This is a genomic window from Rhizobium sp. Root1203 (genome assembly GCF_001424945.1).
GTDB lineage: Bacteria > Pseudomonadota > Alphaproteobacteria > Rhizobiales > Rhizobiaceae > Rhizobium.
In genome coordinates this window covers 909,307-932,834 of sequence record NZ_LMCW01000012.1, presented here as the reverse complement: position 1 = coordinate 932,834, position 23,528 = coordinate 909,307, and the positions used below count along the sequence as shown (strand labels likewise).

The following is a 23,528-nucleotide window of genomic DNA, read 5'->3' as shown; positions in this document are numbered from 1 at the left end:
GGAATCGCTCTAGCGCAGCCGTTTGGTGAAGGCGGTCGTGTAGCTCACGCCGCCGTTGTCGTCGATCGCGTCGCCTATGACCACATCCATCCCGTCGTTTGTGACACGCACGAGGCAGAATCCGCCCATGTACGCGGCTCTGGCCTTGAATACGTCGATGTCGCCGACCCTGTAAGCCATCGGCGCGTCGTGCTCATGGCCGTGAAAGATGCCGATTACGTTGTAGCGCCAAAGGGTTGCGAGCAGTTCCTGACGTTCTGATTCACCCCACCAGTGAGGCGCGCCGCTGCCTTTGTCGGTAAAGGCTTTCTGCTGCGGATCCCAGCGCTCCAGCGAGAATTTGTCCCATCCGTAGTGCTGGAAGACAACCACCGGCCGGCCGTCGGCGGCGTAGGCGGCAAGATCGCGCTTGATCCATTCAAGGCCGCTTGCCGCTCCCTTGGTGTCATCGCCACCATATCGCTGGGCGTGGATGAGATGCAGCCCGCCCCAGTTCCAGGAGTAGTTGTCCGAGGCATCGTCGTAGTTGTCTACGGGGACGACCGGCTTGAAGAAAACGCTGGGCTTGTGGTTCATCTGGACATAGTCGCGCAGTTCGTCGCGGTACCAGTCCACCTGCGGCGGTCGCCCATCCTGATCGAGATCGTGATTGCCGAGGCCGACATAGACCGGGAAGTGAACGCGATCCGGTCCCGGTCCCTGCTGGTAGCGGTGTGAGAACTGCAGCAATTGCGAACCCTCGGCCAATTCCGCCATCTGGCCGCCTCCATCGTCGGTGACATCACCGCATACGATAATGCCCTGCGGCTTGGCGACCGGCTGACCTGCGACGCTCAAGCCGCTGGGCCTGCCGCCGACTTCCTCCGGCCATTTCCTTTCATGGATGCTGTTCAGGGCACGGATGTGGCGCAGCAGATTCGTGTCGGTCTTTCCCTCGGCCTGACAGCCGGGGCTGAGCCCGTCGCCAACGCGGCATGCATGGATGTCGTTGACGACAAGGAAGGTGACATCGACGGCGGGAATGCCTGAGGCGTGTGCGATCGTAGGCAATGACAGGGAAAAACCTGCCCCCAATCCCCGGGTCAGCAACATTCGTCGTGTGAGCATTCCGGCCCTCCGTCTCATCGTGGCGGAAAAATAGAGGCAGTGCGTTAACAGGCAACAACGAAAAAGGGCCGCGACGGTTGTCCGTCGCGGCCCTTTTGATTTGGCACTTGCCGTCCTCAGACTTCGTCGCGACCGGATGCCAGGATGCACACCAACGTGATCGCGGCGGCGATGCCGAGATAGTAGCCGACGAACGTCATGCCGTAGTTCGCCTGCAGCCAGGTGGCGATATAGGGCGCCAGGGAGGCGCCGAAGATGCCGGCGAGGTTGAAGGTTATGGAAGAGCCGGTGTAGCGGACTGCAGTCGGGAAGGGTGCCGCCAGCGCAGTTCCGATCAGACCATAGGTCATGCCCATCAGCGCCATCGCGAGGATTGCAAAGACGACGATACTGCCTTCGCCGCCGGTCATCAGGCCGGGCAGGAAGAAGGAGAAGACGCCGATCAGGATCGTCGTGAGGATCAGCACTTCGCGACGCCCGAACCGTTCGGCGAGCTTGCCTGCGATCGGGATGAAGATACCGAAGGCGACCGAGCCGACGATCTGGATCTCGAGCGCGTCCAGGAACGGGATCTTCAGGATCTTGACGTTGTAGGACAGAAGATAGGCGGAGCCGATATAGAACAGCACAAAGGTCGCGAGTGCGACGAAGGTGCCGAGGAAAAGGCTGCGCTTGTGCTTGCGGAAGAGCTCCGCGACCGGCACGGCAACGCGCTCCTGCTTGTCGATTGCCTTCTGAAAGGCTGGCGTTTCAGTGATCGACAGGCGAACCCACAGACCGATGACGATCAGGACAATGGATGCCACAAAGGGGACGCGCCAGCCCCAGCTCAAAAGCGCATCCTGGGACATAACCTGCAGCAGCAGCCAGAAGATGCCCGACGACAGGAAGAGACCGACGGGTGCGCCGAGCTGTGGGAACATCCCGTACCAGCTACGCTTGCCTTCCGGCGCGTTCTCGGTTGCGAGCAGCACCGCGCCGCCCCATTCGCCGCCGAGGCCGAAGCCCTGGCCGAAACGGCACAGCGCCAGCAACAGCGGAGCCAGGACGCCGATAGAGTTGTAAGAGGGCAGCAGCCCGATGACGACCGTCGAGATGCCCATCGTCAGAAGGGCGGCCACCAGCGTGGTCTTGCGGCCGATCCTGTCGCCGAAGTGGCCGAATACAACGGCGCCGAGCGGACGTGCGAAGAAGGCGATAGAGAAGGTCGCGAACGAAGCGAGCAGCGCGGTGGTGGGATCGCTGTTCGGGAAGAACAGTGTCGGGAACACCAGCACCGCGGCGGTTGCATAGACATAGAAATCGAAGAATTCGATCGTGGTGCCGACAAGGCTCGCGATCAGAACACGCGCCGGCGAATTCACTTGCGCACTGTTCGATGAAGCGGAGGTCGGCGATACTTTGGATATCGCGTCTGACATTTTCATTCCAATCGGGATTTCATTGAGTGCCTGGGAGGCATGCGGCTCTTAACGCAATTTTAATTCGGCGCAAATGCAAAACGCGCAATAAACGGACAAAAATTAGGGTGCTTCCTTTCGGTCACAGATGGGGGCCACACGACCTGCTTACTTGACCAGAATCAATATGAGCGGAATCTTCTGTAACGCTCTGGTTGAGCGCAGGAGGGAACTATGCAGAAAAGTCTTATTGCAGAATTTCTTGGTACTTTCTGGCTCGTGTTCGGCGGATGCGGCAGTGCCGTACTTGCTGCAGCATTTCCCGAGCTGGGGATCGGCTTTGTCGGTGTCGCATTTGCTTTTGGTCTGACCGTGCTAACCATGGCTTATGCTGTCGGCGGCATTTCAGGCGGCCACTTCAACCCGGCAGTTTCGGTCGGTCTTGCGGTCGCTGGAAAATTTCCGGCGAGCCGCTTGATTCCATACATCGTCGCGCAGGTCGTTGGTGCGATCGTCGCCGCCGGCGTCCTCTATGTCGTCGCCAGCGGCAAGGCGGGCTTCGAACTCGGCAGCTTCGCCGCCAATGGTTATGGCGAGCATTCGCCCGGCGGTTATTCGCTGGTCTCCGCACTTGTCATCGAAATCGTGCTGACGCTGTTCTTCATCTTCATCATTCTCGGTTCCACGAGCAGCAGGGTACCGGCGGGATTTGCGCCGATTGCCATCGGACTGGCGTTGACGCTGATCCATCTGATCTCGATCCCCGTGACCAACACCTCTGTCAATCCTGCCCGGTCGACGGGCCAGGCGCTTTTCGTGGGCGGCTGGGCTCTGCAGCAGCTGTGGCTGTTCTGGTTGGCTCCGCTGGTCGGCGGTGTGCTTGGCGGCATTGTCTGGAAGGCGGTTGGCGAAGAAGCCTGACGCTCGTTTCAGTCGCTTGAGGAAAACCCCGTACCGTCCGTGGTGCGGGGTTTTCTGTATTCACGGCCGCCCGATGGGCGTTCGGTTTTGCGACTTCGTGAGCTGGAAATTAACGAAAGTAAACGCTTCGTTAACCATAGTGCTGCTCTAATACACCTGCGCCAAGGGCTTCGGATTCGGTGTGAAGCAAGCTTGGGGCAAGCATTGGAATTCAAGCTGCCAGTTATTTTTGGGGGTATTTATGAGTCGCAAGCATGTCGCTGTCCTGATGGGCGGGTTTTCCTCGGAGAGGCCTGTCAGCCTTTCCTCCGGGGCGGCATGTGCGGATGCCCTCGAGGCCGAAGGCTTTCAGGTGACGCGTATCGATGTCGATCGCGACGTCTCGGCAAGGCTCTCCGCCCTGCGTCCCGACGCGGTTTTCAATGCGCTGCATGGCCCGTTTGGCGAGGACGGCACCATTCAGGGTATCCTCGAGTATCTCGAGATTCCCTACACACATTCCGGCGTTCTTGCGTCTGCACTTGCGATGGACAAGGGCAAGGCGAAGGGGGTTGCCGCCGCCGCCGGCATTCCGGTCGCTCAATCGCAAGTGATCAATCGATTTGCCTTTCCGTCCGAGCATCCGATGGCACCGCCCTATGTGGTGAAGCCGGTGCGCGAGGGGTCCAGCTTCGGCGTGGTGATCGTCCAGAAAGATCAGGCGCATCCGCCGCAAATCATCGGCTCGCCGGAGTGGCGCTACGGCGACGAGGTTTTGGTCGAGCGCTTTGTTCACGGTCGCGAGCTGACGTGCGGCGTGATGGGCGATCGGGTGCTTGGCGTTACCGAGATCGTGCCGCAGGGCCACAGTTTCTATGATTATGATTCCAAGTATGTCGCCGGCGGGTCAAAACACGTCATCCCGGCGAAAATTTCACCGAATATTTACCAAAAAATACAATCATTGTCGTTAAGGGCGCATCAAGCAATTGGTTGCCGTGGGGTCAGTCGCTCCGACTTTCGTTACGACGATCGCTTCTCCGAAGATGGCGAAATCATCTGGTTGGAAATCAATACCCAGCCGGGCATGACGCCAACCTCGCTTGTGCCTGAAATGGCCGGCCATGCCGGTTTCTCGTTCGGTGAATTTCTCCGTTGGATGGTGGAGGACGCTTCTTGTTCTCGGTGACGGTCAAAAGGATGGGGCGCCCCAGCCATCATGTCGAGCCTCCGTACGCGGAAGGCGATGGACGGATGGTATTGCCGCGCCCGCTGCGCCGCCTCGTGCGCTTCCTTGTCAGTCTCGGCAGCGGCCGAATTCATGTTCCCGCGCATACGGGTACGGTTTCCGCCTTGGCGTTTTTTGCGGCTACCGGTTTCTATGGCATGTCCCTTGGTGGTCATACGGAAGTCGTTGCCCAGGCGACGACGGCTGCTGCCGGTTTTGCGATTGAGGATGTAAGAGTTTCGGGCAACTCCGAGACCTCCGAAATCGACATTCTGCAGCTTATCGGCCTGGACGGCACGACGTCCCTCGTCGCTCTCGATGTGGATGCGGCGCGCCAGAAGATTGCGAAGTTGCCATGGGTCGAGAGCGTCGAAGTCCGCAAGGTCTACCCGAAGGCGATCGAAGTGAAGCTTCAGGAACGTCAGGCCTATGCGATCTGGCAGCACGGACAGGAGCTCTCGCTCGTCGAGAAGGGTGGGGCGGTGATTGCACCGCTTCGCGACAACAAATTCTCGCAGCTACCATTGGTCGTCGGCCGGGGCGCCGAGGTGGCGGCGGCTTCGCTGGAGGGCGAATTCGCCAAATGGCCCGCGATCAAGGCGCGCGTGAAAGCCTTCGTCTGGATATCCGGACGCCGCTGGGATCTGCATATGGACAATGGCGTTGTTATCAAGATGCCGGAAGACGATGTCGACCTGGCACTGGCGCGGCTCTCGAAGTTCAACCAGGAGCAGGATCTTCTCGATCGCGATATCGCGGCTGTCGATCTCAGGCTTTCCGACCGTACGGCCATTCAGCTGACGCCGGAAGCGATGGCCCGACGCCAGCTCGCTCTTGACCAGCGTACCAAGGATTTGAAGAAGGCGGGGCAGAATATATGAGCTTGTTCGGTTCGTCCCATTTTGGATTGCCGCGTCTTAAGCCGCTTTCGTCGAAGCGGTCGCATGTCGTTTCCGTACTCGATATCGGATCGACGAAAGTGGTCTGCATGATCGGTCGGCTGACGCCGCGCGAGGAAAGCCAGGTTCTGCCCGGCCGTACGCACAACATCGAAATCATCGGCATCGGCCATCAGCGTTCGCGCGGCATCAAGACCGGCGCGATCTCGGACCTCGATGCGCTGGAGAGCGTTATCCGCCTTGCGGTGGACGCAGCCGAGCGCATGGCCGGCCTGACGGTCGAAAGCCTGATCGTCAACCTGACAGCCGGCCGTCTTGCGAGCGATATCTACACCGCGACGATCGATCTCGGCGGTCAGGAAGTCGAGCTGAACGACCTCAAGAAGGTTCTGTCCGCCGCTTGCCAGCAGTCCCTGCGCCAGGATCGCGCCGTACTCCACTCACTGGCGACCGGCTTCTCGCTTGACGGTGAGCGCGGCATCCGCGATCCGCTGTCGATGTACGGCGACGTCCTCGGCGTCGACATGCATGTCGTTACGGCCGAACGCACCGCGCTGAAGAATCTCGAGCTCAGCGTCAACCGTGCACATCTTTCGGTCGAAGGCATCGTTGCTACGCCCTACGCATCAGGCCTCGCAGCGCTCGTCGACGACGAAGTCGAGCTTGGCTGTGCCGCAATCGACATGGGCGGCGGCACGACGACGATCTCCGTGTTTGCCGAAGGCAAGCTGGTGCACACCGATGCCGTCAGCCTTGGCGGCCATCATGTCACCACCGACCTGGCGCGGGGCCTTTCGACCCGCATCGAAGACGCCGAGCGGCTGAAGGTCGTTCACGCTTCGGCAATGCCGAATTCTTCCGATGAGCGCGAGCTGATCTCGATCCCGCCGATCGGCGAGGACGACCGCGATCTGCCGACGCAGGTGCCGCGTGCGCTGGTTTCGCGCATCGTGAGCGCCCGCATCGAAGAAACGATGGAATTGATTCGCGACCGCATCCAGCGCTCTGGCTTCAGCCCGATCGTCGGCAAGCGCGTCGTGCTGACGGGCGGTGCCAGCCAATTGACCGGTCTGGCCGACGTGGCGCGCCGCATCCTTGCCCGCAACGTTCGAATCGGTCGTCCGATGGGCGTCTCGGGATTGCCGACGGCGGCAAAGGGCCCCGCCTTTTCGACGGCGGTCGGCCTGATGATCTATCCGCAGGTCGCGGACATGGAAACACATGCGTCACAGAGCGGTCTGCTCCTGTCGCTTGGGGGAAATACCAGCCGCATCGCCCGCATGGGGCAGTGGCTGAAGGAAAGTTTCTGAAATTGAGTGAATTGGCCGGCGTGGCGATGCGGCCATAAAGAGAAGGAACGGGTACAATGACTATCAAGCTGCACAAGCCTGACATCACAGAGCTGAAGCCGCGGATCACCGTGTTCGGTGTCGGCGGCGGCGGTGGCAACGCTGTCAACAACATGATCTCAGCCGGCCTCCAGGGCGTCGACTTTGTCGTCGCCAACACGGATGCGCAGGCCCTGACGATGACGAAGGCAGAGCGCATCATCCAGCTCGGCGCGAGCGTCACGGAAGGTCTTGGCGCGGGTTCGCAGCCGGAAGTCGGTCGTGCAGCCGCCGAAGAGTGCATCGACGAGATCGTCGATCACCTGAACGGTACCCACATGTGCTTCGTCACCGCCGGCATGGGCGGTGGCACCGGTACGGGCGCTGCACCGGTGGTTGCCCAGGCTGCCCGCAACAAGGGTATCCTGACGGTCGGCGTCGTCACCAAGCCGTTCCACTTCGAAGGCGGACGCCGCATGCGACTGGCCGAATCCGGTATCCAGGAACTGCAGAAGTCGGTCGACACACTGATCGTCATTCCGAACCAGAACCTCTTCCGCATTGCAAACGACAAGACGACCTTTGCCGACGCGTTTGCGATGGCTGACCAGGTTCTCTACTCGGGCGTCGCCTGCATCACCGACCTGATGGTGAAGGAAGGTCTCATCAACCTCGACTTCGCCGACGTCCGCTCGGTCATGCGCGAAATGGGCCGCGCAATGATGGGCACCGGCGAGGCATCCGGCCAGGGCCGCGCGATGCAGGCTGCTGAAGCTGCCATCGCCAACCCGCTGCTCGACGAGACCTCGATGAAGGGTGCTCAGGGCCTCCTGATCTCCATCACCGGCGGTCGCGATCTCACCCTGTTCGAAGTCGACGAAGCGGCGACCCGCATTCGCGAAGAAGTCGATCCGGATGCGAACATCATCCTCGGCGCGACGTTCGACGAATCGCTTGAAGGCATCATCCGCGTCTCCGTCGTCGCAACCGGTATCGACCGAGCGATGAACGAGGCTGCCGGCAAGAACTTCCAGCAGGTTCAGAAGCCGATTATCCGTCCTTCCGCGGCCGTTGCTCCGGCGCCGGCCGCAGTTCAGCCTGCACCCATGATGCAGCAGGCACCGAAGACCGTCGATTCGATCGCGCAGACCATCCGCATGGCTGAAGCCGAGATGGAACGCGAACTCGAAATCCACGCTCCCCGCGCACCGGCTCCAGTTCAGCAGCCGGTCCAGCAGGAAACCTTCCGCCCGCAGAGCAAGATCTTTGCAACGCCCGAAGCAGCGCCGATCATTCGTCCGGCTCCGGTCCAGCAAGCGCCCGTGCAGGCACCTATCGTCAGCCAGCCTGCTCCTGCGCCGGTTATGCAGCAGCCTGCGCCCGTCATGCAGCAGCAGCCGGTTCGGATGCCGAAGGTCGAAGACTTCCCGCCCGTCGTCCAGGCCGAGATCGATCATCGTTCGCAGCCGACACCCGCATCGCACGCCCACGAGGAGCGTGGCCCGATGGGCCTTCTGAAGCGAATCACCAATTCGCTCGGTCGCCGCGAGGAGGAGGTTGTTCCGGAGATGACGTCAGCTCCCGCCGCCGCCTCTCAGCAGCGCCGTCCGCTTTCCCCGGAGGCAAGCCTTTATGCGCCGCGCCGCGGAAACCTCGACGATCAGGGCCGCAGCGTACCGCAGGCGCGGATGATGCAGGAAGACGACCAGCTCGAGATCCCGGCGTTCCTTCGCCGCCAGTCGAACTGAGGCAAACACAGAATCGCCACGTTCAAGCCCGGGAGTTCGCTCCCGGGCTTTGTTGTTTCAGGCCATCAAATTCGAGCCTGATTGCGCAGCGATTTCAAAGTCATGATTTCGTAACAAAGCGAAAGAAACAGTGATTTGGATTGCAGCGTGGGCGCACGTATGTATTGGCTCAAGGAACCGTCTTCGCGTGCTTCATGGCAGGACTTGGACGGAGTGAAATAAGCCTCGGCTGGTACGTTCGACAATATAGGTCGCTGCGGTCGCCGAGGATAATAAAGGCAGAATTTATGGTTATTGGCATGTTGGGTTTTCAGACGACGGTATCGCGTCCGGTCAGCCTTTCGGGGACCGGCGTCCATTCGGGTGCCGACGTTTCGATCACCTTCAACCCGGCTGAAGCCGACACCGGCGTTGTATTCAATCGCATTCACGAAAACGGCGACGTTACCGAACTTCGCGCTGTTTCCTCCCAGGTCGGCAATACCGATCTCTGCACGGTTCTCGGCTTTTCTCCGGCGCGCTCCGTCGCAACGATCGAACATGTCATGGCGGCGGTCTATGCGCTCGGCCTCGACAATGTGCTGATCGAAGTTCACGGTGCCGAAATGCCGATCATGGACGGCAGCTCCATGCCCTTCATCGAGGCGATCGAGCACGTTGGCCTCGTGTCGCTCGGAGTCAAGCGTCGCTACATCCGCATCACCAAGCCGGTTCGCATCGAGCATGGCGGATCGTGGAGCGAGTTCCGTCCACATGACGGCATGCGATTTGAAGTGGAGATCGATTTCGATTGCCCGCTGATCGGCCGCCAGAAGTGGGAAGGCGACATGACGGCTGCTACGTTCAAGGCGGAATTGTCGCGGGCGCGGACCTTCGGCTTCATGCGCGATGTCGAGCGTCTCTGGGCCTCGGGGCATGCACTCGGCTCTTCGCTTGAGAATTCCGTTGTCATCTCCGACGACAATACGGTTATCAACGTCGAGGGCCTGCGTTACGCCAAGGATGAGTTCGTCCGCCACAAGACGCTCGACGCCGTCGGCGACCTGGCACTTGCAGGCGTTCCCTTTATCGGCTGCTACCGGTCCTATCGCGGTGGCCACAAAATGAATGCCAATGCCCTTAAGGCGTTGCTCAGCGATCCGACGGCCTATGAAGTCGTCGAGACGTCCGCGCCGCGCCCGCGTGTTGCACCACGTGATTTCATTCGCGTGAATGCTCCAGAATTTGCTCCCTGGTCGGCTTGACCTCCATCGCTTTCTTTAGGCCAGGGCCGCCTCTCTCGGGAGGCGGTTTCTTTATGCGGAATTCTCCACTTCGATTCCCGATAGATCTTTTGCTGCAGGTGTTTAGCGGCGCCGGATGCGTCGTTATCAGGGCAAAACAGGAGATTGTGACCTGAGCCGCCACAAAAATGCGTTAATGCATCATCATTGCGTTGCTCTGGCCATGCATTTGTGGCTAGAAACGCCAGCGAGGCGTGACTGCTGTTGAGGGATGGCGGTCGTTGGGATGTTCCGATGGGTTATGCAGGGTCTGAAAGTATGATGAAGACAGCGCGCGCTATGTTCGCATCGCTCCTGGTGCTGAGCGCAGGCGCCTTAATTTCTGGATGCCAGTCCGACCCCGATATCGACATTACCAAGCTCGGTCTCGAAAACGATCCGCCGGACGTTCTCTACAACCAGGGCCTCGCCAATATGAAGGCGGGCAACATGGCGGAAGCCGCCCGCAAATTCGACGCCATCGACCGCGAAAACCCGTTTTCCGAGTGGGCGCGCAAGGCGCTTGTGATGAGCACCTTCGTCAAGTACCGCCAGGGCCGTCTCGACGATGCGCTTGCCTCCGGCAACCGCTACATGGCGCAGTATCCAAAGTCCAAGGACGCCGCCTACGTTCAATATCTGATCGGTCTCAGCTACTCCAAGCAGATCGTCGATGTGACGCAGGATCAACGCGCCGCGGCAAGAACCGTCGAAGCCATGCAGGCGGTCGTCGACAACTATCCTGACTCCGAATACGTCGATGACGCCCAGGCGAAGATCCGCTTTGCGCGCGACCAGCTCGCCGGCAAGGAAATGCAGATCGGGCGCTATTATATGGAGCGCAAGGAATACCTCGCCGCCATCTCGCGCTTCCGCACCGTCGTCGAGAAGTATCCAAGCACCAACCAGATCGAAGAAGCGCTCGCTCGCCTCGTCGAAGCCTACTATGCGATGGGCATCGTCGAAGAGGCGCAGACGGCTGCTGCCGTTCTCGGCCACAACTATCCAGACAGCCAATGGTACGCAGATTCCTACAAGCTTTTGAAAAGCAACGGCGCCGAGCCGCGTGAAAATCAAGGCTCGTGGATTTCGGCCGCTGGCAAGAAACTCCTGCTCGGTTCCTAAGGCCAATGCTGATCCAGCTTTCGATCCGCGATATCGTCCTGATCGAGCGGCTGGATCTTGCCTTCGAGACCGGCCTCTCGGTGCTGACCGGCGAGACTGGAGCGGGAAAATCCATCCTGCTTGACAGTCTGTCGCTGGCGCTCGGCGGGCGCGGCGACGGCGATCTTGTCCGACATGGCGAAGACAAGGGGCAGGTGACTGCCGTGTTCGACGTGGGAATGGATCACGGCGCTCGCAGGCTGCTTCGCGAAAACGGCATCGACGATGACGGCGATCTCATCTTCCGCCGCGTCCAGACATCCGACGGCCGCACCAAGGCCTATGTCAACGACCAGCCGCTCAGCGTGCAGCTGATGCGTCAGGCTGGGCAGATGCTTGTTGAAATCCATGGCCAGCACGACGATCGAGCGCTTGTCGACACCCATGCTCACCGGATCCTGCTCGATGCGTTCGCCGGCATAAGTGAGGATGTCGCCGGTGTTTCCCAGCTCTACCGCGTTTGGCGCGATACCGAGCGTGCGCTGAAGAAGCATCGTGAAAAAGTGGAGAATGCGGCGCGGGAGGCGGATTACATTCGTTCTTCCGTCGAGGAACTCGAGAAGCTGTCGCCTCAGGATGGTGAAGAGGACGATCTTGCTGACCGCCGCCAGAAGATGATGAAGGCCGAGCGGATCGCCGGCGATATTGCCGAGGCGTCCGAGTTCCTGAACGGCAATGCCTCGCCCGTGCCCCACATCGCTTCCCTGGTGCGCCGCCTGGAGCGCAAGAGCCATGAGGCGCCGGGATTGCTCGAAGACACTGTGGCGCTTCTCGATGCTGCGCTCGACCAGCTTTCAAACGCGCAGATGGAAGTCGAGGCAGCGCTGCGAAAGACGGAATACGATCCGAAGGAACTGGAGCGCGTCGAGGAGCGGCTGTTTGCGCTGCGCGCCGCGTCGCGCAAGTATTCCGTTCCGGTGACAGAACTGCCGGCGCTTGCCGTGCGCATGATCAGCGATCTCGCCGATCTCGATGCAGGCGAGGAGAAGCTGGCAAAGCTTGAGGTGGAGGTCGGCGCAACCAGGGCAAATTACGAGGCGGCGGCGCGTTCGCTATCGGAGAAGCGGCATCATGCAGGCGATGCGCTCGCGGCCGCCGTCATGTCCGAACTGCCGGCTCTGAAGCTGGAGCGCGCGCGTTTCATGGTGGAGATCACCACCAATTCCGACGAGGCGACGGCGGATGGGATCGACGTGGTCGAGTTCCATGTCCAGACCAATCCCGGCACACGGCCGGGTTCGATCATGAAGGTCGCGTCGGGCGGCGAGCTTTCGCGCTTCCTGCTGGCGCTGAAGGTCGCGCTTGCCGACCGCGGTTCGGCACCGACGCTCGTCTTCGACGAAATCGACACCGGCGTCGGCGGCGCGGTCGCGGACGCGATCGGCCAGCGGCTGAAGCGGCTTTCCGACCGCGTGCAGGTGCTCTCGGTGACGCATGCGCCGCAGGTTGCCGCACGTGCGGCAACGCATCTGCTGATCTCAAAGGGACCGGCATCCGAGGGCTCCGAGAAGATCGCGACGCGTGTCGCCACCATGGAACCCAAGGACCGGACAGAAGAGATCGCCCGCATGCTGGCCGGCGCGTCCGTCACCGAAGAGGCGAGAGCGGCAGCCGCCCGGTTGCTGGCCGGCAACGGCTGAGTTACACCCCCTGGGCGGATTTGATTTCGCTCATGTTCTTCCGGTGAATGGCTTCATAAGGCTCGAAATAGACAACCGCGCCGGACGCGAGGTCGTCGGCGATAAAATCCTTCAACGACATTGCCTCCGCTCTTTCCCGCTCTTGCGGATCGACCAGCCGCTGCAGGTAGCGCCGGTTTGCGTCGATCAGTTCGGCTGTATAGCCACCGGCAGCGATCCGCTCCGGATCACCGTGGTTGGGCAGGATTCGTTGGATCGGCCATTCCCGCATTCGGAGGAGCTCACGGATATGCGTGGTCACGTGCTCCGGCTCGGAAACGTAGGTGACTGTGTCTTCCAGCGTATCGCCGGCCAGCAGCAGCTTTTCTGCGGGAAGCCAGATGACGTTTCCATCGGCGCTGTGAATGTCGAAATGGTGCAGTTCCACGCGGCGGCCGCCGACCTCGAGATCCAGCCGCTCGTCAAAAAGCCGGTTCGGCATTACGACTGGGAAAATTTGCGGATTCCCCGTTTCGAGTTCCTCGCGGTTGCGGACGAGAGTCTCGGCGGTCAGCCTCAGGGCTATGATCTCGCAGTCGACAAAGACTTCATTGCCGGCAATATGATCCGTATGCCAGTGACTGAGCACGACCCGGATCGAGGTTGCGCCGAGGCTCTCGACGTGGGCGCGGATCGCCCTTGCGTGCGGCAGCGACATATGGGTGTCGTAGACCAGCGCTTCGCTGCCTTCGACGATGGCGTAGGAGGCAATTCCCAACGAGTAGGCACCGTCGTCGAGCCAGTTCGGAGCGTTTGAATGCAGGCGCTTGCCTTCGATGCGCCCGTCATAATAGGCAAACAGGCCCGGATACGGTTCAAGGATTCTAAGCGTGGCGGTGATGTCGGGCATGGCATTTCCTTGTTGCCGGGCGAAGTTGCGGGGCTGCGGTTGTTGTTTTCGGCCGACCATCCTGTTTTTGCAATGGTTGCGGCTGGCTGCGCCGCTGATTTCCTGCAGTCGCATAGGTCAGCGCCGTTCGTGCGACGCCTGTTGCTTTCCGGTTTTGCGTTTCCGTCATTTCGGCTAAAACCTCTGCAGATTCCCCGGAGTGTTCTCAATGTCCGCTGCGCCAGCAACCGTAGAAAATATGTCGATAGAAGACGCCGCTGCCGAGCTTGAGCGGCTGGCGAGAGAGATCGCCCGCAACGACGAGCTTTATCACGGCAACGATCGGCCGGTGATTTCGGATGCGGATTATGATGCGCTGAAGCGGCGCAACGATGCGATAGAGGCGCGTTTTCCGGAATTGATCCGTGAGGACAGTCCCTCGCGGCGTGTCGGCGCCGCTCCATCCGTGACGTTTGCTCCCGTCGTCCACGCACGGCCGATGCTGTCGCTCGACAACACGTTTTCGCAGGAGGACGTGCAGGACTTCATCGCCAGCGTCTATCGCTTCCTCGGGCGCCTGCCGGACCAGTCGATCGCCTTCACGGCAGAGCCGAAGATCGATGGGCTTTCGATGTCGATCCGCTACGAGAACGGCAAGATGGTCAGCGCTGCCACTCGCGGCGACGGAACGACGGGCGAGAACGTCACGGCCAACATCCGGACCATCAAGGAAATCCCGAACGCGCTGCCGAAGGGTGCACCTGCCGTCGTCGAGGTGCGTGGCGAGGTCTACATGGCCAAGAGCGACTTCCAGGCACTCAACAAGCAGATGGAAGCCGAGGGAAAGCAAACCTATGTCAACCCGCGCAACACGGCGTCCGGCTCGTTGCGCCAGCTCGATCCGAAGGTCACCGCGAGCCGAAAACTGAAGTTTTTCGCCTATGCCTGGGGCGAAATGTCGGACATGCCCTCGGATACGCAGTTCGGCATGGTCGAAACCTTCAGGACGTGGGGCTTCCCCGTCAATCCGCTGATGAGGCGGCTGAACTCGGTTGCCGATATTCTTGCCCACTATGACGATATCGGCCTGAAGCGGCCGGATCTGGACTACGACATCGACGGTGTCGTCTACAAGGTCGACAGCCTCGAGCTGCAGGCTCGTCTCGGCTTCCGATCGCGCAGTCCGCGCTGGGCGACCGCGCACAAGTTCCCGGCCGAGCAGGCGTTTACGACAGTCGAGAAGATCGAGATCCAGGTTGGTCGCACGGGCGCTCTGACGCCCGTCGCGCGGCTGACGCCGATCACAGTCGGGGGTGTCGTCGTCACCAATGCGACGCTGCACAATGAAGACTACATCAAGGGGATCGGCAATTCCGGGGAACGGATCCGCGAGGACGACCATGACATCCGCATCGGCGACACCGTGATCGTGCAACGCGCCGGCGACGTTATTCCGCAGGTGCTCGATGTGGTGATGGAGAAGCGGCCGACGGATTCCGTTTCTTACGAATTTCCGAAGACATGCCCGGTCTGTGGCTCGCATGCGGTGCGAGAGGTCAACGAGAAGACCGGCAAGGTGGATGCGGTGACCCGCTGCACCGGCGGTTTCATCTGCCGCGCACAGGCGACCGAGCATCTCAAGCACTTCGTCTCGCGCAATGCCTACGACATCGAAGGTCTCGGCTCCAAGCAGGTCGATTTCTTCTTCGAAAGCGAGGACCCGTCGCTGCAGATCCGCACGGCGCCCGACATCTTCACGCTGGAGAAGCGCCAGGCCGGTTCTCTGACCAAGCTGGAGAACATCGAGGGCTTCGGCAAGGTCAGCGTCGGCAAGCTTTATGCGGCGATCAACGAGCGCCGGAGCATCGCGCTCCATCGTTTCATCTATGCGCTCGGTATCCGCCATGTGGGGGAGACGACCGCCAAGCTTCTGGCGCGCTCCTACGGCGCATACGAGGCTTTCGAAACGGCCATGCGGGAAGCCGCGCAGCTATCCGGCGATGCCTGGAACGATCTCAACGCTATCGAGGGCATAGGCGAGATCGTGGCCCGCGCCATCGTCGAGTTCTACAAGGAGTCGCGCAATGTCGAGGTGATTTCGCGCCTGCTTGCCGAGGTGACGCCCGAGGCGGCCGAGCAACCGGTGACATCGGGCAGCCCGGTCGCCGGCAAGACCGTCGTCTTCACGGGCTCACTCGAAAAGTTCACGCGCGACGAGGCAAAGGCAAGGGCGGAAAGCCTCGGCGCGAAAGTGGCGGGTTCCGTTTCAAAGAAGACCGACATCCTTGTCGCGGGTCCGGGTGCCGGCTCGAAGCTCGACAAGGCGCGGGAGCTCGGCGTCCAGACGATGGACGAGGATGAGTGGCTGGCGCTGATCGGGGGGTGACGTATCGGGCGCCAGGCGCGACTGACGGGGCATGCACTCATCGTCGCATGGCGCCGGATGAGATGACCGCCGGTCTTCGGGCGATCATCTCGCGCTTTCACGCTCTCACCCGCCCCATCGCATAGGCATCGACATAGGTCCCTGCTCGGAAGCCGAAGGCCTTGAGGATGCCCTCCTGTTCGAAGCCGAACTTCTTGTAGAGGCCGATGGCGATATCGTTGTCGGTATAGACCGTCAGTTCCAGCCGCTTGATGTCGAGCCAGTCGTCGGCGGCCTCGACCATGGCGCCAAGGAGGATCCTTCCGAAGCCACGGCCGGTGAAGTCGTCGTGCACGCCCATGCCGATGCTGGCAACGTGCTGGCGCCGGCCGGCGAAGCGGTTGAGGCCGCCGCTGGCGACTATCCTGCCACCGAATGTGACAACGAGGTTAAGAGCGCCGGGCGCCGGACTCTCCATATTCTTGCGAACCTCCTCCACCGATTGGTAGGGCGGACGCAGCGTTCCGGCGCGGAAGCCCGGAAGATTTATCAGTTCCGTGACCGCCTCTGCGTCGGACTTGTGCACTGAACGAACGAGTATTTCACCGTTCGGTGGCGCTCGGTCGCAGGGTTCGTCTTGTTCGTTTTCAGACATTTCACTCTCCTCTTGATGGGGAGGGGAGCCGGTTCCGAAACCCTGCTCGCCTCGGCAGGGTTCTCGGGATAATCGGCATGCTGCTAACGCACCATGGCTCCCGCGCACCCTGCAGGGGTCGTGGTGATATGAAACGTCATCATGGCGACAGAACCGATCATGGTCGCAATTTTCGATATTCGCTTCGATATGTCAACCGAAACGTGCAGTTTGCCTCGACGGCGGCGTGGCGATATGCCTGATGCAGGAAATCGAATCGGACGTCGCCTTGAAGACCATTGCCATTGACTTTGAAACCGCCAACGAGCAGCGCGCCAGCGCTTGTTCCGTCGGTCTTGCCTGGATCGAGGAGGGCAGGGTCACGCGCGTCGAAGAGCGGCTGATCCGCCCGAAGGACATGCGTTTCTCGGGCATGAACATCGCCATCCATGGCATCCGGCCCGAGCATGTCGAAGATGCGCCGGAGTTCCCCGAGGTGATGGACGAGTTCCATGACGATTTTCGCGGCGCGACGATGATCGCGCATAACGCTGCCTTCGATTTCAGCGTCTGGCGCTCGAGCCTCGATCTCTACAGGCAGTCCTATCCGGAACTCACCTATCTCTGCAGTCTGAAGATGTCGCAGCGCATTTGGCCGCATTTTCTTTCGCATCGCCTGAACATGCTTGCGGATCATCTCGGCCTGCGTTTCGTGCACCACAACGCAGCCGAAGATGCCGCCGTCTGCGCGCAGGCGGCCATCGAGATGGCGAGGGCGATCGGCGCGGCTGCGGTTCATGCGATCCCGGCGTTGATCGGCATGAAGCCCGGGCGTCTGATGCCGAGCGGCTACGAGCCCTGTACCTGCCGGAAAGCTTGAACCTTTCTTGCAAAGGCGTCCCGCGCACTTATCTAGATTCGCGGAACATACAGGGAGCCAACATGTCCAGAACACGCAACATCGTGCTTGCCGCGGTCTCGCTCATCGGTCTTCTTGCCGGACCGGCATCTGCTGACGTCGTCGGCAAGGTGGGCGTCGACTGGATCGGCAACGATATCATCGTCGACGCGGTGGCAGACCCCGCAGTGAAGGGCGTTACCTGCCACGTCACCTATTTCGATCGCAGCGTCATTGACCGCGTCAAGAACGGCAACTGGTTCGAAGATCCATCGAACAGCGCGATTTCCTGCCACCAGACGGGGCCGATCGAGATCGGCGACATCGACCTGTCGAAAAGCGGGGATGAGGTTTTCAAGTCGGGCATTTCGCTGATCTGGAAGAAACTGGTGGTCACCAGGATTTACGACAAGCAGAACGATACGCTGATCTATCTCGCGCATTCCCGCGAGCTGACCGACGGTTCGGCGAAGATGGCGATCTCGACGGTGTCGCTCTACGGGCAGCCCGTCACCTGGAAGAACGGAAAACCGCAATAGCGCTTGGGAGATCAGGCAACTCCTGGTGAATCGCCGGTTCGACTGCAGTGTGCCGGATGGAAATCGGCGGTCGGCGCAGATATGTTTCAACGCCTGATCAATCGAAGAGGACGCTCGATGCCAAGCCCCACGCGGATCGCAAATCAATATCTTACTGTCGATGTTTCATCCCTTGGCGCGGAGATGCAGGCGCTGACGACGAGCGACGGGCGGTCCTGGCTATGGAACGGCGATGCGGCCTTCTGGGGAGGGCGTTCACCTATCCTGTTTCCAATGGTCGGCAAGGCTCCCGGCGATACGATCGTGATCGACGGAGAGAGCTATCCGATGAGCCAGCACGGATTTGCCCGCCGGGCGGAGTTTACTCTCGCGGTTTCGACCGGCACGGCATGCAGGTATGAGCTTGCGGCCTCGCAGGCGACGAGAGCGGTCTATCCGTTCGATTTCCTGCTTGCGGTCGAGCATTCGGTCGAAGGCCGGACGCTGACGGTCGCGGCCGAGGTCTACAATCGCGACCAGCGGCCAATGCCCTTCGGCATCGGCTTTCATCCGGCTTTCGTCTGGCCGTTACCCACTGCGGCGGGCCGCGATCATGTCGTCACGCTCGACAATGGGGGCGAGCCCGACCTGGTGCGCGTGGAGGGAGGGCTGATCGCCCCCGCGAAACTTGCCTCGCCGTTCAGGGCGGGGCGTTTGGTACTGGACCATGCCATGTTCGAAGAGGACGCGATGATCTTTCCCGAGGGCGCCGGCAACGGATTGCGCTACGGTGCGGACGACGGACCGACGATGCATTTCCATTTCGACAATCTGCCGAATCTGGCGCTGTGGCAGAAGCCAGGAGCGCCGTTCATCTGCATCGAGCCGTGGCACGGGACAGCGGCGGAAAAGAACGGCTCGAACGATCTTGCGAAGCGGCCGTTCAGCAAGGTTCTTGCACCCGGAGCCTCCGCCCGCTTTGCATTTTCGGTCGAGGTTGCCGAGTAACGGTCGACAGCAGCGGGCAGCCGCGTCATTTCGAGCACAAAAAAACGCTCGCAGCGATCCGTTGCGAGCGTTTGCATTTCGCGGCTTGCTGTCCTCAGGCGGCCTGAGCCAGCTCGTCGGCAATGACTGTGTCGAGATTCAGGAAGCAGACCATGGTCTTCTCGAGCGCCACGATGCCGCGGCAGAAGGCGCGTTGGGCTTCCGGGATGATTTCCGGAGCCGGCTGCAGGTCTTCGCTCTTGATGGTCATCATGTCGGAAACCTGCTCGACCAGCAGGCCGACCAGCTTGCCGGCGATGTCAGTGACGATGATGGCGGAGCGCTCGGAAGGCTCCGTCATTTTCATGCCGAGGCGGCAGGCCATGTCGATGACCGGAATGACTGCGCCGCGCAGGTTGATCAGGCCGAGGACATAGGGCGGCGTGTGCGGCATCGGGGTTACCGGTGCCCAACCGCGAATTTCGCGGATCGCCATGATGTCGATGCAGAACTCCTGCTCACCGAGGTGGAAGGAGACAATTTCGAGATGCGCACCTGTCTGGTTGATAACGGTATTGTTCATGATCAGAATTCTTCCCAAGTGTCTCCGGCCGGAGCGGCCATGGCTCTGGCGGCAGCGCCGCCGCTGAATGCACCCGCAACCTTGCCGATGAGGCTTCGGGCGGGAGATGGTTTCGGATGCGAGACTGCCGTTGCTTCCCGCGGCGTTGAACGGGCATTCATGCCCTCGCCGATCTTGAACGTCTGGATCATCTGGATGAGGTTGTCGGCGTCGGTTGCGAGCGTATGGCTCGCAGCGTTCGTCTCTTCCACCATGGCCGCGTTCTTCTGCGTGACCTGATCCATCTGGCTGATGGCTGTGTTGATTTCGTTCAGTCCAACCGATTGTTCGCGTGCAGAGGTTACGATTGATTTAACATGTTCGTCGATGCGCGAAACATCTTCGCCGATCTGGCGGAGCGCCTCGCCGGCGGCGGTCACAAGTTCGCCGCCGATCTTCACTTCAGCGCCTGATTTTCCAATGAGAGCCTTGATGTCCTTGGCAGCACCGGCAGCGCGACCAGCCAGTTCCCGCACTTCCTGGGCGACGACCGCAAAGCCCTTGCCGGCTTCGCCTGCGCGCGCCGCCTCGACGCCAGCGTTAAGCGCCAGCAGGTTGGTCTGGAAGGCGATCTCGTCGATGACGCTCAGGATGGTGCCGATTTCGCGGGAAGCGCCCTCTATGCGCTGCATGGCGGCCATGGCGTCGGTGACGACGAGGTCGGACTTTGTCGTGTTCTCGCGCGTGTGCGCTACCATCTTGCCGACTTCCTCGGCCCGGTTTGTTGCGCTGCGAACCGTCGCCGTGATCTGGTCGAGTGCGGCAGAGGTTTCCTCCAGCGAGGCGGCCTGCTGTTCCGTGCGCTTGGCGAGGTCATCGGCGGCCGAGCGCATCTGCTGGCTGTTCGCCTGGATCGACGTGCTGTTCTGGGCGATGCCGACCATTGTCTTGCGGAGTGTCGACGTTGCCAGGTTGAAATCGCTGCGCAGGCGCTCAAGCTCCGGCGTGAAAGGCTGGTCAATCGTCGCGGTCACGTCGCCGCCGGCAAGGCGGGTCAAGCCCTGGCCGAGTGCGTTGACCGCATTGTTCAATGCCTCCGTATCGGCAAGCTTGGCCGCTTCGCGGCTGCGGCGTTCGGCGTCGCGCTCCTTGCGCTCGATCTCGCCGCGGGTCTCCAGCGTCAGTTTCTCGATCGCCGCGAGGCGGAAGCCCTCGGCGGCGCGTGCCATGTCGCCGATCTCGTCGCCGCGATCCGTTGCGGGAACATGGCTGTCCAGGTCACCGTTGCCGATCCGCTGCATGCTGTTGCGGACGGACTGGATGCCGCGCCGGATCGATCCGCCGTGGATATACTGGAGGGCGGCCAGACACAGGATGGCGATCAGGGCCAGCACGATCTGGATGTAGACGGCGTGCTGGGATATCTCGTTTGCGTGGTCGATGCGTTGCTTGGCGACAGCGCCGCCATCCACGGCCAGTTTCACGAGGGTGGACGTCAGCTTGTCGCCGCCCTCGTCGATGGCGTCGTCGAGTTTGCCGAATTCGCTATCCGGTGCGCCAGATTCAACGGCAGCCTTGAGGTCTCCGACGATCCTCTGCTTCAGGGAGGCAACATCTGCGTCGTAGCTGGACAGCAATGTCGTTGCATTCAATTCTTCCGCCAGGATGCGCATGTCTTTCGAGCCGTTCGAAAGCTGGTCTACCGAGTCATTCATGAGCTTCAGGCGTTCCGGCGTCACCACCTTGTCCCCCCGGTCCACGATGGTATCCATCGCGGCGAGGATGAGCGTCAGGTTTGCCGTGTGCATTTCGTTGATATGATCAACGCTCGCCTGAATTTCGTTCGCCCGCCGCAAGGCGCCACCGACGACCTCGTTTTCGTACCAGCCGAATGCGAGCATCGTGCCAAAGCCGATGAATGCTGCCGCTGCCAGCGTCCCAAGCCTCTGACTGACAGAAAGGCTTTTGCGCACCGTCATTTGTGTCATATGAAGACTGTCCCCTCCGCGATAGGCGCGGCTGTGTTTTTTTGCGCGCATGCGGATATCGGGCCATATCGGGCACCAGGCGACGTCATGTCATCGAACGTTGAGCGTTCCATCCATGGCTAAATATACATATGCTTTTTTAAATATTTCCTAACGATATTGTCGGGTGTCCGGGAAGTTTGATCCGGTGGGGCAATTGAGCACAGGCGAGCAAACATGTTGTTGAATTGCGTGTCGGAGTGCGAAGCGCTATCAGGCGACAAGGGGGCAATCCCCATCTGCAAGGAATTTGATCGATGAAGACTGTCCGCATAGCGGTCTGGGTTGCGGTGCTGGTGATGGCCGGTATCCTCGGCTGGCTGACACTCAATGTCACCCAGACCAAGCAGACCTTGTCCGAGGGTCCGTTTGGGGTGCCGTTCACGCTGGTCGCGCAGAATGGGCAGCCGATTACGGAGCAGGCTTTCCGGGGCAAGCCGACGGCGCTGTTTTTCGGATTTACCCATTGCCCTGAAGTCTGCCCGACGACGCTGTTCGAGCTGAATGGCTGGCTGGAGAAAATCGATCCGAACGGCGACAAGCTGCAAGCCTATTTCGTCACCGTCGATCCGGATCGCGATACACCCGATGTGATGAACCAGTATGTATCCAATGTCTCCAAGCGGATCGTTGGGATATCCGGCGCCCCCGAAAAGGTTGCCGACGTGATCAAGGGTTACCGCGTCTATGCCAAGAAGGTGCCGGTCGACGAAAGCAATCCCAACGGTGACTACACCATGGATCACACGGCCTCGGTCTTCCTGCTCGATTCGGCCGGGCGGTTCGCCGGCACCATTGCCTATGGCGAAAATCCCGATATGGCGGTAAAAAAGCTGGAGAACCTCGTCAACAAGGGATGACGTCATGGCGCCGGGGCACCGAAGCATTCTCATTGCCGGAGCCGGCGCGACCGGGTTGACAGCGGCGCTGGAGCTTGCGCGACGGGGTTTCCGGCCACGGATCGTGGACAGGGATTCCGGACCTGTTCCGCTTGTCGAAAGCCGTGCGCTCGGCGTCAATGCACGAACGCTGACCCTGCTTTCGCCGTCGCGTGTCACCGACGCGATCCTGCAGGAGGCGCAGCAGATCGCGCACTTCCGCATCGTTTCGAAAGGGCGCCGGCTCGCAGAGCTCGATACGACCACGGTCGTGGGGCCATACAGTGCCCTCCATGCATTGGCGCAGGGGCACACGGAGCGCCTGCTGCTCGGCAAGCTCTCCGACTACGAGGTCGTGCCGGAATGGCAGACTGCGGTCGAGGGTGTCTCCGGCGATCCGGGCAAGCCGCGCGTGATGCTTCGAAAGCCGGATGGCTCGGTGGAGACGGCGGACTTCGACATGGTGATCGGCGCTGACGGCGCCCATTCCATTGTGCGAAAGGCGGTTGGCATCGGTTTTCCCGGGCAGGCGCTGGAGACCAGCTTTTATCTGGCCGATTTCCGCTATGCACAGCCGGTCGATTCGCATTTTGCGGAGATCACCCTTTTCGACCCCGGCATGATCGGCCGGCTGCCGCTCGAGCGCGACGTGCTGCGCTACATTTCGACGCTGCCGGATTTCGAAAGCTCGATCGAACATCCTGCCCCGATTGCTGAACGGGTGTGGGCATCCAATTTTCGTGTCCATTTTCGCCATGCCGAGACGATGGCAAAGGGAAACGTGTTTCTTGCCGGCGATGCCGCCCATATCCATTCCCCGGCGGGCGCACGGGGCATGAACCTCGGGATCGAAGATGCCTGCTGGCTCGCCTGGCTGATATCGGAGGGACGCGAACGCGAATATGCAAGGCTTCGCAGGCCGGCGGTGGAGACCGTTCTGACGCAGACACGCCAGCTTACCTCGCTGATCACGATGAGCAATCCCGTGGCAATCTCGATCCGCAACCTTGCGGTGCCGGTGCTTTTCAGACTACCTGCGTTTTCACGAAAGTTGCTTCGCGGCATTGCCGGATATGATACGCCGTCACCGCCGTGGATCGATGGTGCGCTATAAC

20 protein-coding genes are annotated in these 23,528 nt (G+C 60.9%); 14 read left to right on the top strand and 6 right to left on the bottom strand.

The features are described 5' to 3' along the window. Positions 1–9: 9 nt before the first annotated feature. Positions 10–1,107, bottom strand: coding sequence for a metallophosphoesterase (locus ASC97_RS15260; protein WP_113000692.1), 1,098 nt, complete (start codon positions 1,105–1,107; stop codon positions 10–12). A 116-nt stretch (positions 1,108–1,223) separates the two neighbouring features. Beyond that, a complete protein-coding gene (locus tag ASC97_RS15255) occupies positions 1,224–2,528 on the bottom strand; it encodes an MFS transporter (RefSeq protein WP_057469385.1) in 1,305 nt (434 codons plus the stop codon). A 213-nt stretch (positions 2,529–2,741) separates the two neighbouring features. Between ASC97_RS15255 and aqpZ the strand changes: the two genes are divergently transcribed. From aqpZ to recN, 8 genes are all read left to right on the top strand, one after another. Then, positions 2,742–3,428 carry an aquaporin Z gene (aqpZ, locus tag ASC97_RS15250; protein ID WP_057469128.1) on the top strand — a complete coding sequence of 229 codons (687 nt, stop codon included), beginning with the start codon at positions 2,742–2,744 and terminating at the stop codon, positions 3,426–3,428. 241 nt (positions 3,429–3,669) lie between these two features. Continuing rightward, positions 3,670–4,596, top strand: coding sequence for a D-alanine--D-alanine ligase (locus ASC97_RS15245; RefSeq protein ID WP_057469127.1), 927 nt, complete (start codon positions 3,670–3,672; stop codon positions 4,594–4,596). Next, entirely contained in the window at positions 4,584–5,516 is a 933-nt protein-coding gene (locus ASC97_RS15240; protein ID WP_057469126.1) for a cell division protein FtsQ/DivIB, read from the top strand. The genes ASC97_RS15245 and ASC97_RS15240 overlap by 13 nt, the downstream gene beginning before the upstream one ends. Next, positions 5,513–6,844: a cell division protein FtsA gene (gene ftsA, locus ASC97_RS15235; protein WP_037064280.1), complete on the top strand. Its 1,332-nt coding sequence runs from the start codon at positions 5,513–5,515 to the stop codon at positions 6,842–6,844. Before ASC97_RS15240 ends, ftsA begins: the two co-directional genes overlap by 4 nt. Before the next feature lie 56 nt (positions 6,845–6,900). Next, positions 6,901–8,610, top strand: a complete 1,710-nt coding sequence (ftsZ, locus tag ASC97_RS15230) for a cell division protein FtsZ (RefSeq protein ID WP_057469125.1) — start codon at positions 6,901–6,903, stop codon at positions 8,608–8,610. Positions 8,611–8,897: 287 nt separating this feature from the next. Continuing rightward, positions 8,898–9,854, top strand: a complete 957-nt coding sequence (gene lpxC, locus ASC97_RS15225; protein ID WP_057469124.1) for a UDP-3-O-acyl-N-acetylglucosamine deacetylase — start codon at positions 8,898–8,900, stop codon at positions 9,852–9,854. Positions 9,855–10,127: 273 nt separating this feature from the next. Next, on the top strand, positions 10,128–10,997 hold the full coding sequence (locus ASC97_RS15220) for an outer membrane protein assembly factor BamD (RefSeq protein WP_200959471.1): 870 nt from the start codon (positions 10,128–10,130) through the stop codon (positions 10,995–10,997). A 5-nt stretch (positions 10,998–11,002) separates the two neighbouring features. Further along, positions 11,003–12,676: a DNA repair protein RecN gene (recN, locus tag ASC97_RS15215; RefSeq protein ID WP_057469122.1), complete on the top strand. Its 1,674-nt coding sequence runs from the start codon at positions 11,003–11,005 to the stop codon at positions 12,674–12,676. A gap of 1 nt (position 12,677) precedes the next feature. Here recN and ASC97_RS15210 read toward each other — a convergent pair whose 3' ends face one another. After that, a complete protein-coding gene (locus ASC97_RS15210; protein ID WP_057469384.1) occupies positions 12,678–13,565 on the bottom strand; it encodes an MBL fold metallo-hydrolase in 888 nt (295 codons plus the stop codon). A 208-nt stretch (positions 13,566–13,773) separates the two neighbouring features. Between ASC97_RS15210 and ligA the strand changes: the two genes are divergently transcribed. Continuing rightward, positions 13,774–15,930 (top strand): NAD-dependent DNA ligase LigA, encoded by a 2,157-nt coding sequence (gene ligA, locus ASC97_RS15205; protein WP_057469121.1) that lies wholly within the window; start codon positions 13,774–13,776, stop codon positions 15,928–15,930. 97 nt (positions 15,931–16,027) lie between these two features. Here the strand turns inward: ligA and ASC97_RS15200 are convergent, their stop codons facing one another. Further along, positions 16,028–16,564 (bottom strand): GNAT family N-acetyltransferase, encoded by a 537-nt coding sequence (locus ASC97_RS15200; protein ID WP_057469120.1) that lies wholly within the window; start codon positions 16,562–16,564, stop codon positions 16,028–16,030. Between the two features lie 268 nt (positions 16,565–16,832). On the opposite strand from ASC97_RS15200, the gene ASC97_RS15195 reads away from it, so the two are divergent. From ASC97_RS15195 to ASC97_RS15185, 3 genes are all read left to right on the top strand, one after another. After that, positions 16,833–17,423 carry a 3'-5' exonuclease gene (locus tag ASC97_RS15195; RefSeq protein ID WP_057469383.1) on the top strand — a complete coding sequence of 197 codons (591 nt, stop codon included), beginning with the start codon at positions 16,833–16,835 and terminating at the stop codon, positions 17,421–17,423. Between the two features lie 62 nt (positions 17,424–17,485). Next, entirely contained in the window at positions 17,486–17,980 is a 495-nt protein-coding gene (locus ASC97_RS15190) for a CreA family protein (protein WP_057469119.1), read from the top strand. Positions 17,981–18,097: 117 nt separating this feature from the next. Next, positions 18,098–18,967 (top strand): aldose 1-epimerase family protein, encoded by an 870-nt coding sequence (locus tag ASC97_RS15185; protein WP_057469382.1) that lies wholly within the window; start codon positions 18,098–18,100, stop codon positions 18,965–18,967. A gap of 94 nt (positions 18,968–19,061) precedes the next feature. On the opposite strand, the gene ASC97_RS15180 is transcribed toward ASC97_RS15185, so the two are convergent. Next, complete coding sequence (locus ASC97_RS15180) at positions 19,062–19,529, bottom strand: chemotaxis protein CheW (protein ID WP_057469118.1); 468 nt, start codon at positions 19,527–19,529, stop codon at positions 19,062–19,064. A 2-nt stretch (positions 19,530–19,531) separates the two neighbouring features. Next, on the bottom strand, positions 19,532–21,496 hold the full coding sequence (locus ASC97_RS15175) for a methyl-accepting chemotaxis protein (protein WP_057469117.1): 1,965 nt from the start codon (positions 21,494–21,496) through the stop codon (positions 19,532–19,534). Between the two features lie 296 nt (positions 21,497–21,792). Between ASC97_RS15175 and ASC97_RS15170 the strand changes: the two genes are divergently transcribed. Together ASC97_RS15170 and ASC97_RS15165 are read left to right on the top strand one after the other, a co-directional pair. After that, positions 21,793–22,395, top strand: coding sequence for an SCO family protein (locus ASC97_RS15170; RefSeq protein ID WP_057469116.1), 603 nt, complete (start codon positions 21,793–21,795; stop codon positions 22,393–22,395). Positions 22,396–22,399: 4 nt separating this feature from the next. Then, complete coding sequence (locus tag ASC97_RS15165; protein WP_057469115.1) at positions 22,400–23,527, top strand: FAD-dependent oxidoreductase; 1,128 nt, start codon at positions 22,400–22,402, stop codon at positions 23,525–23,527. Position 23,528: the final 1 nt, after the last annotated feature.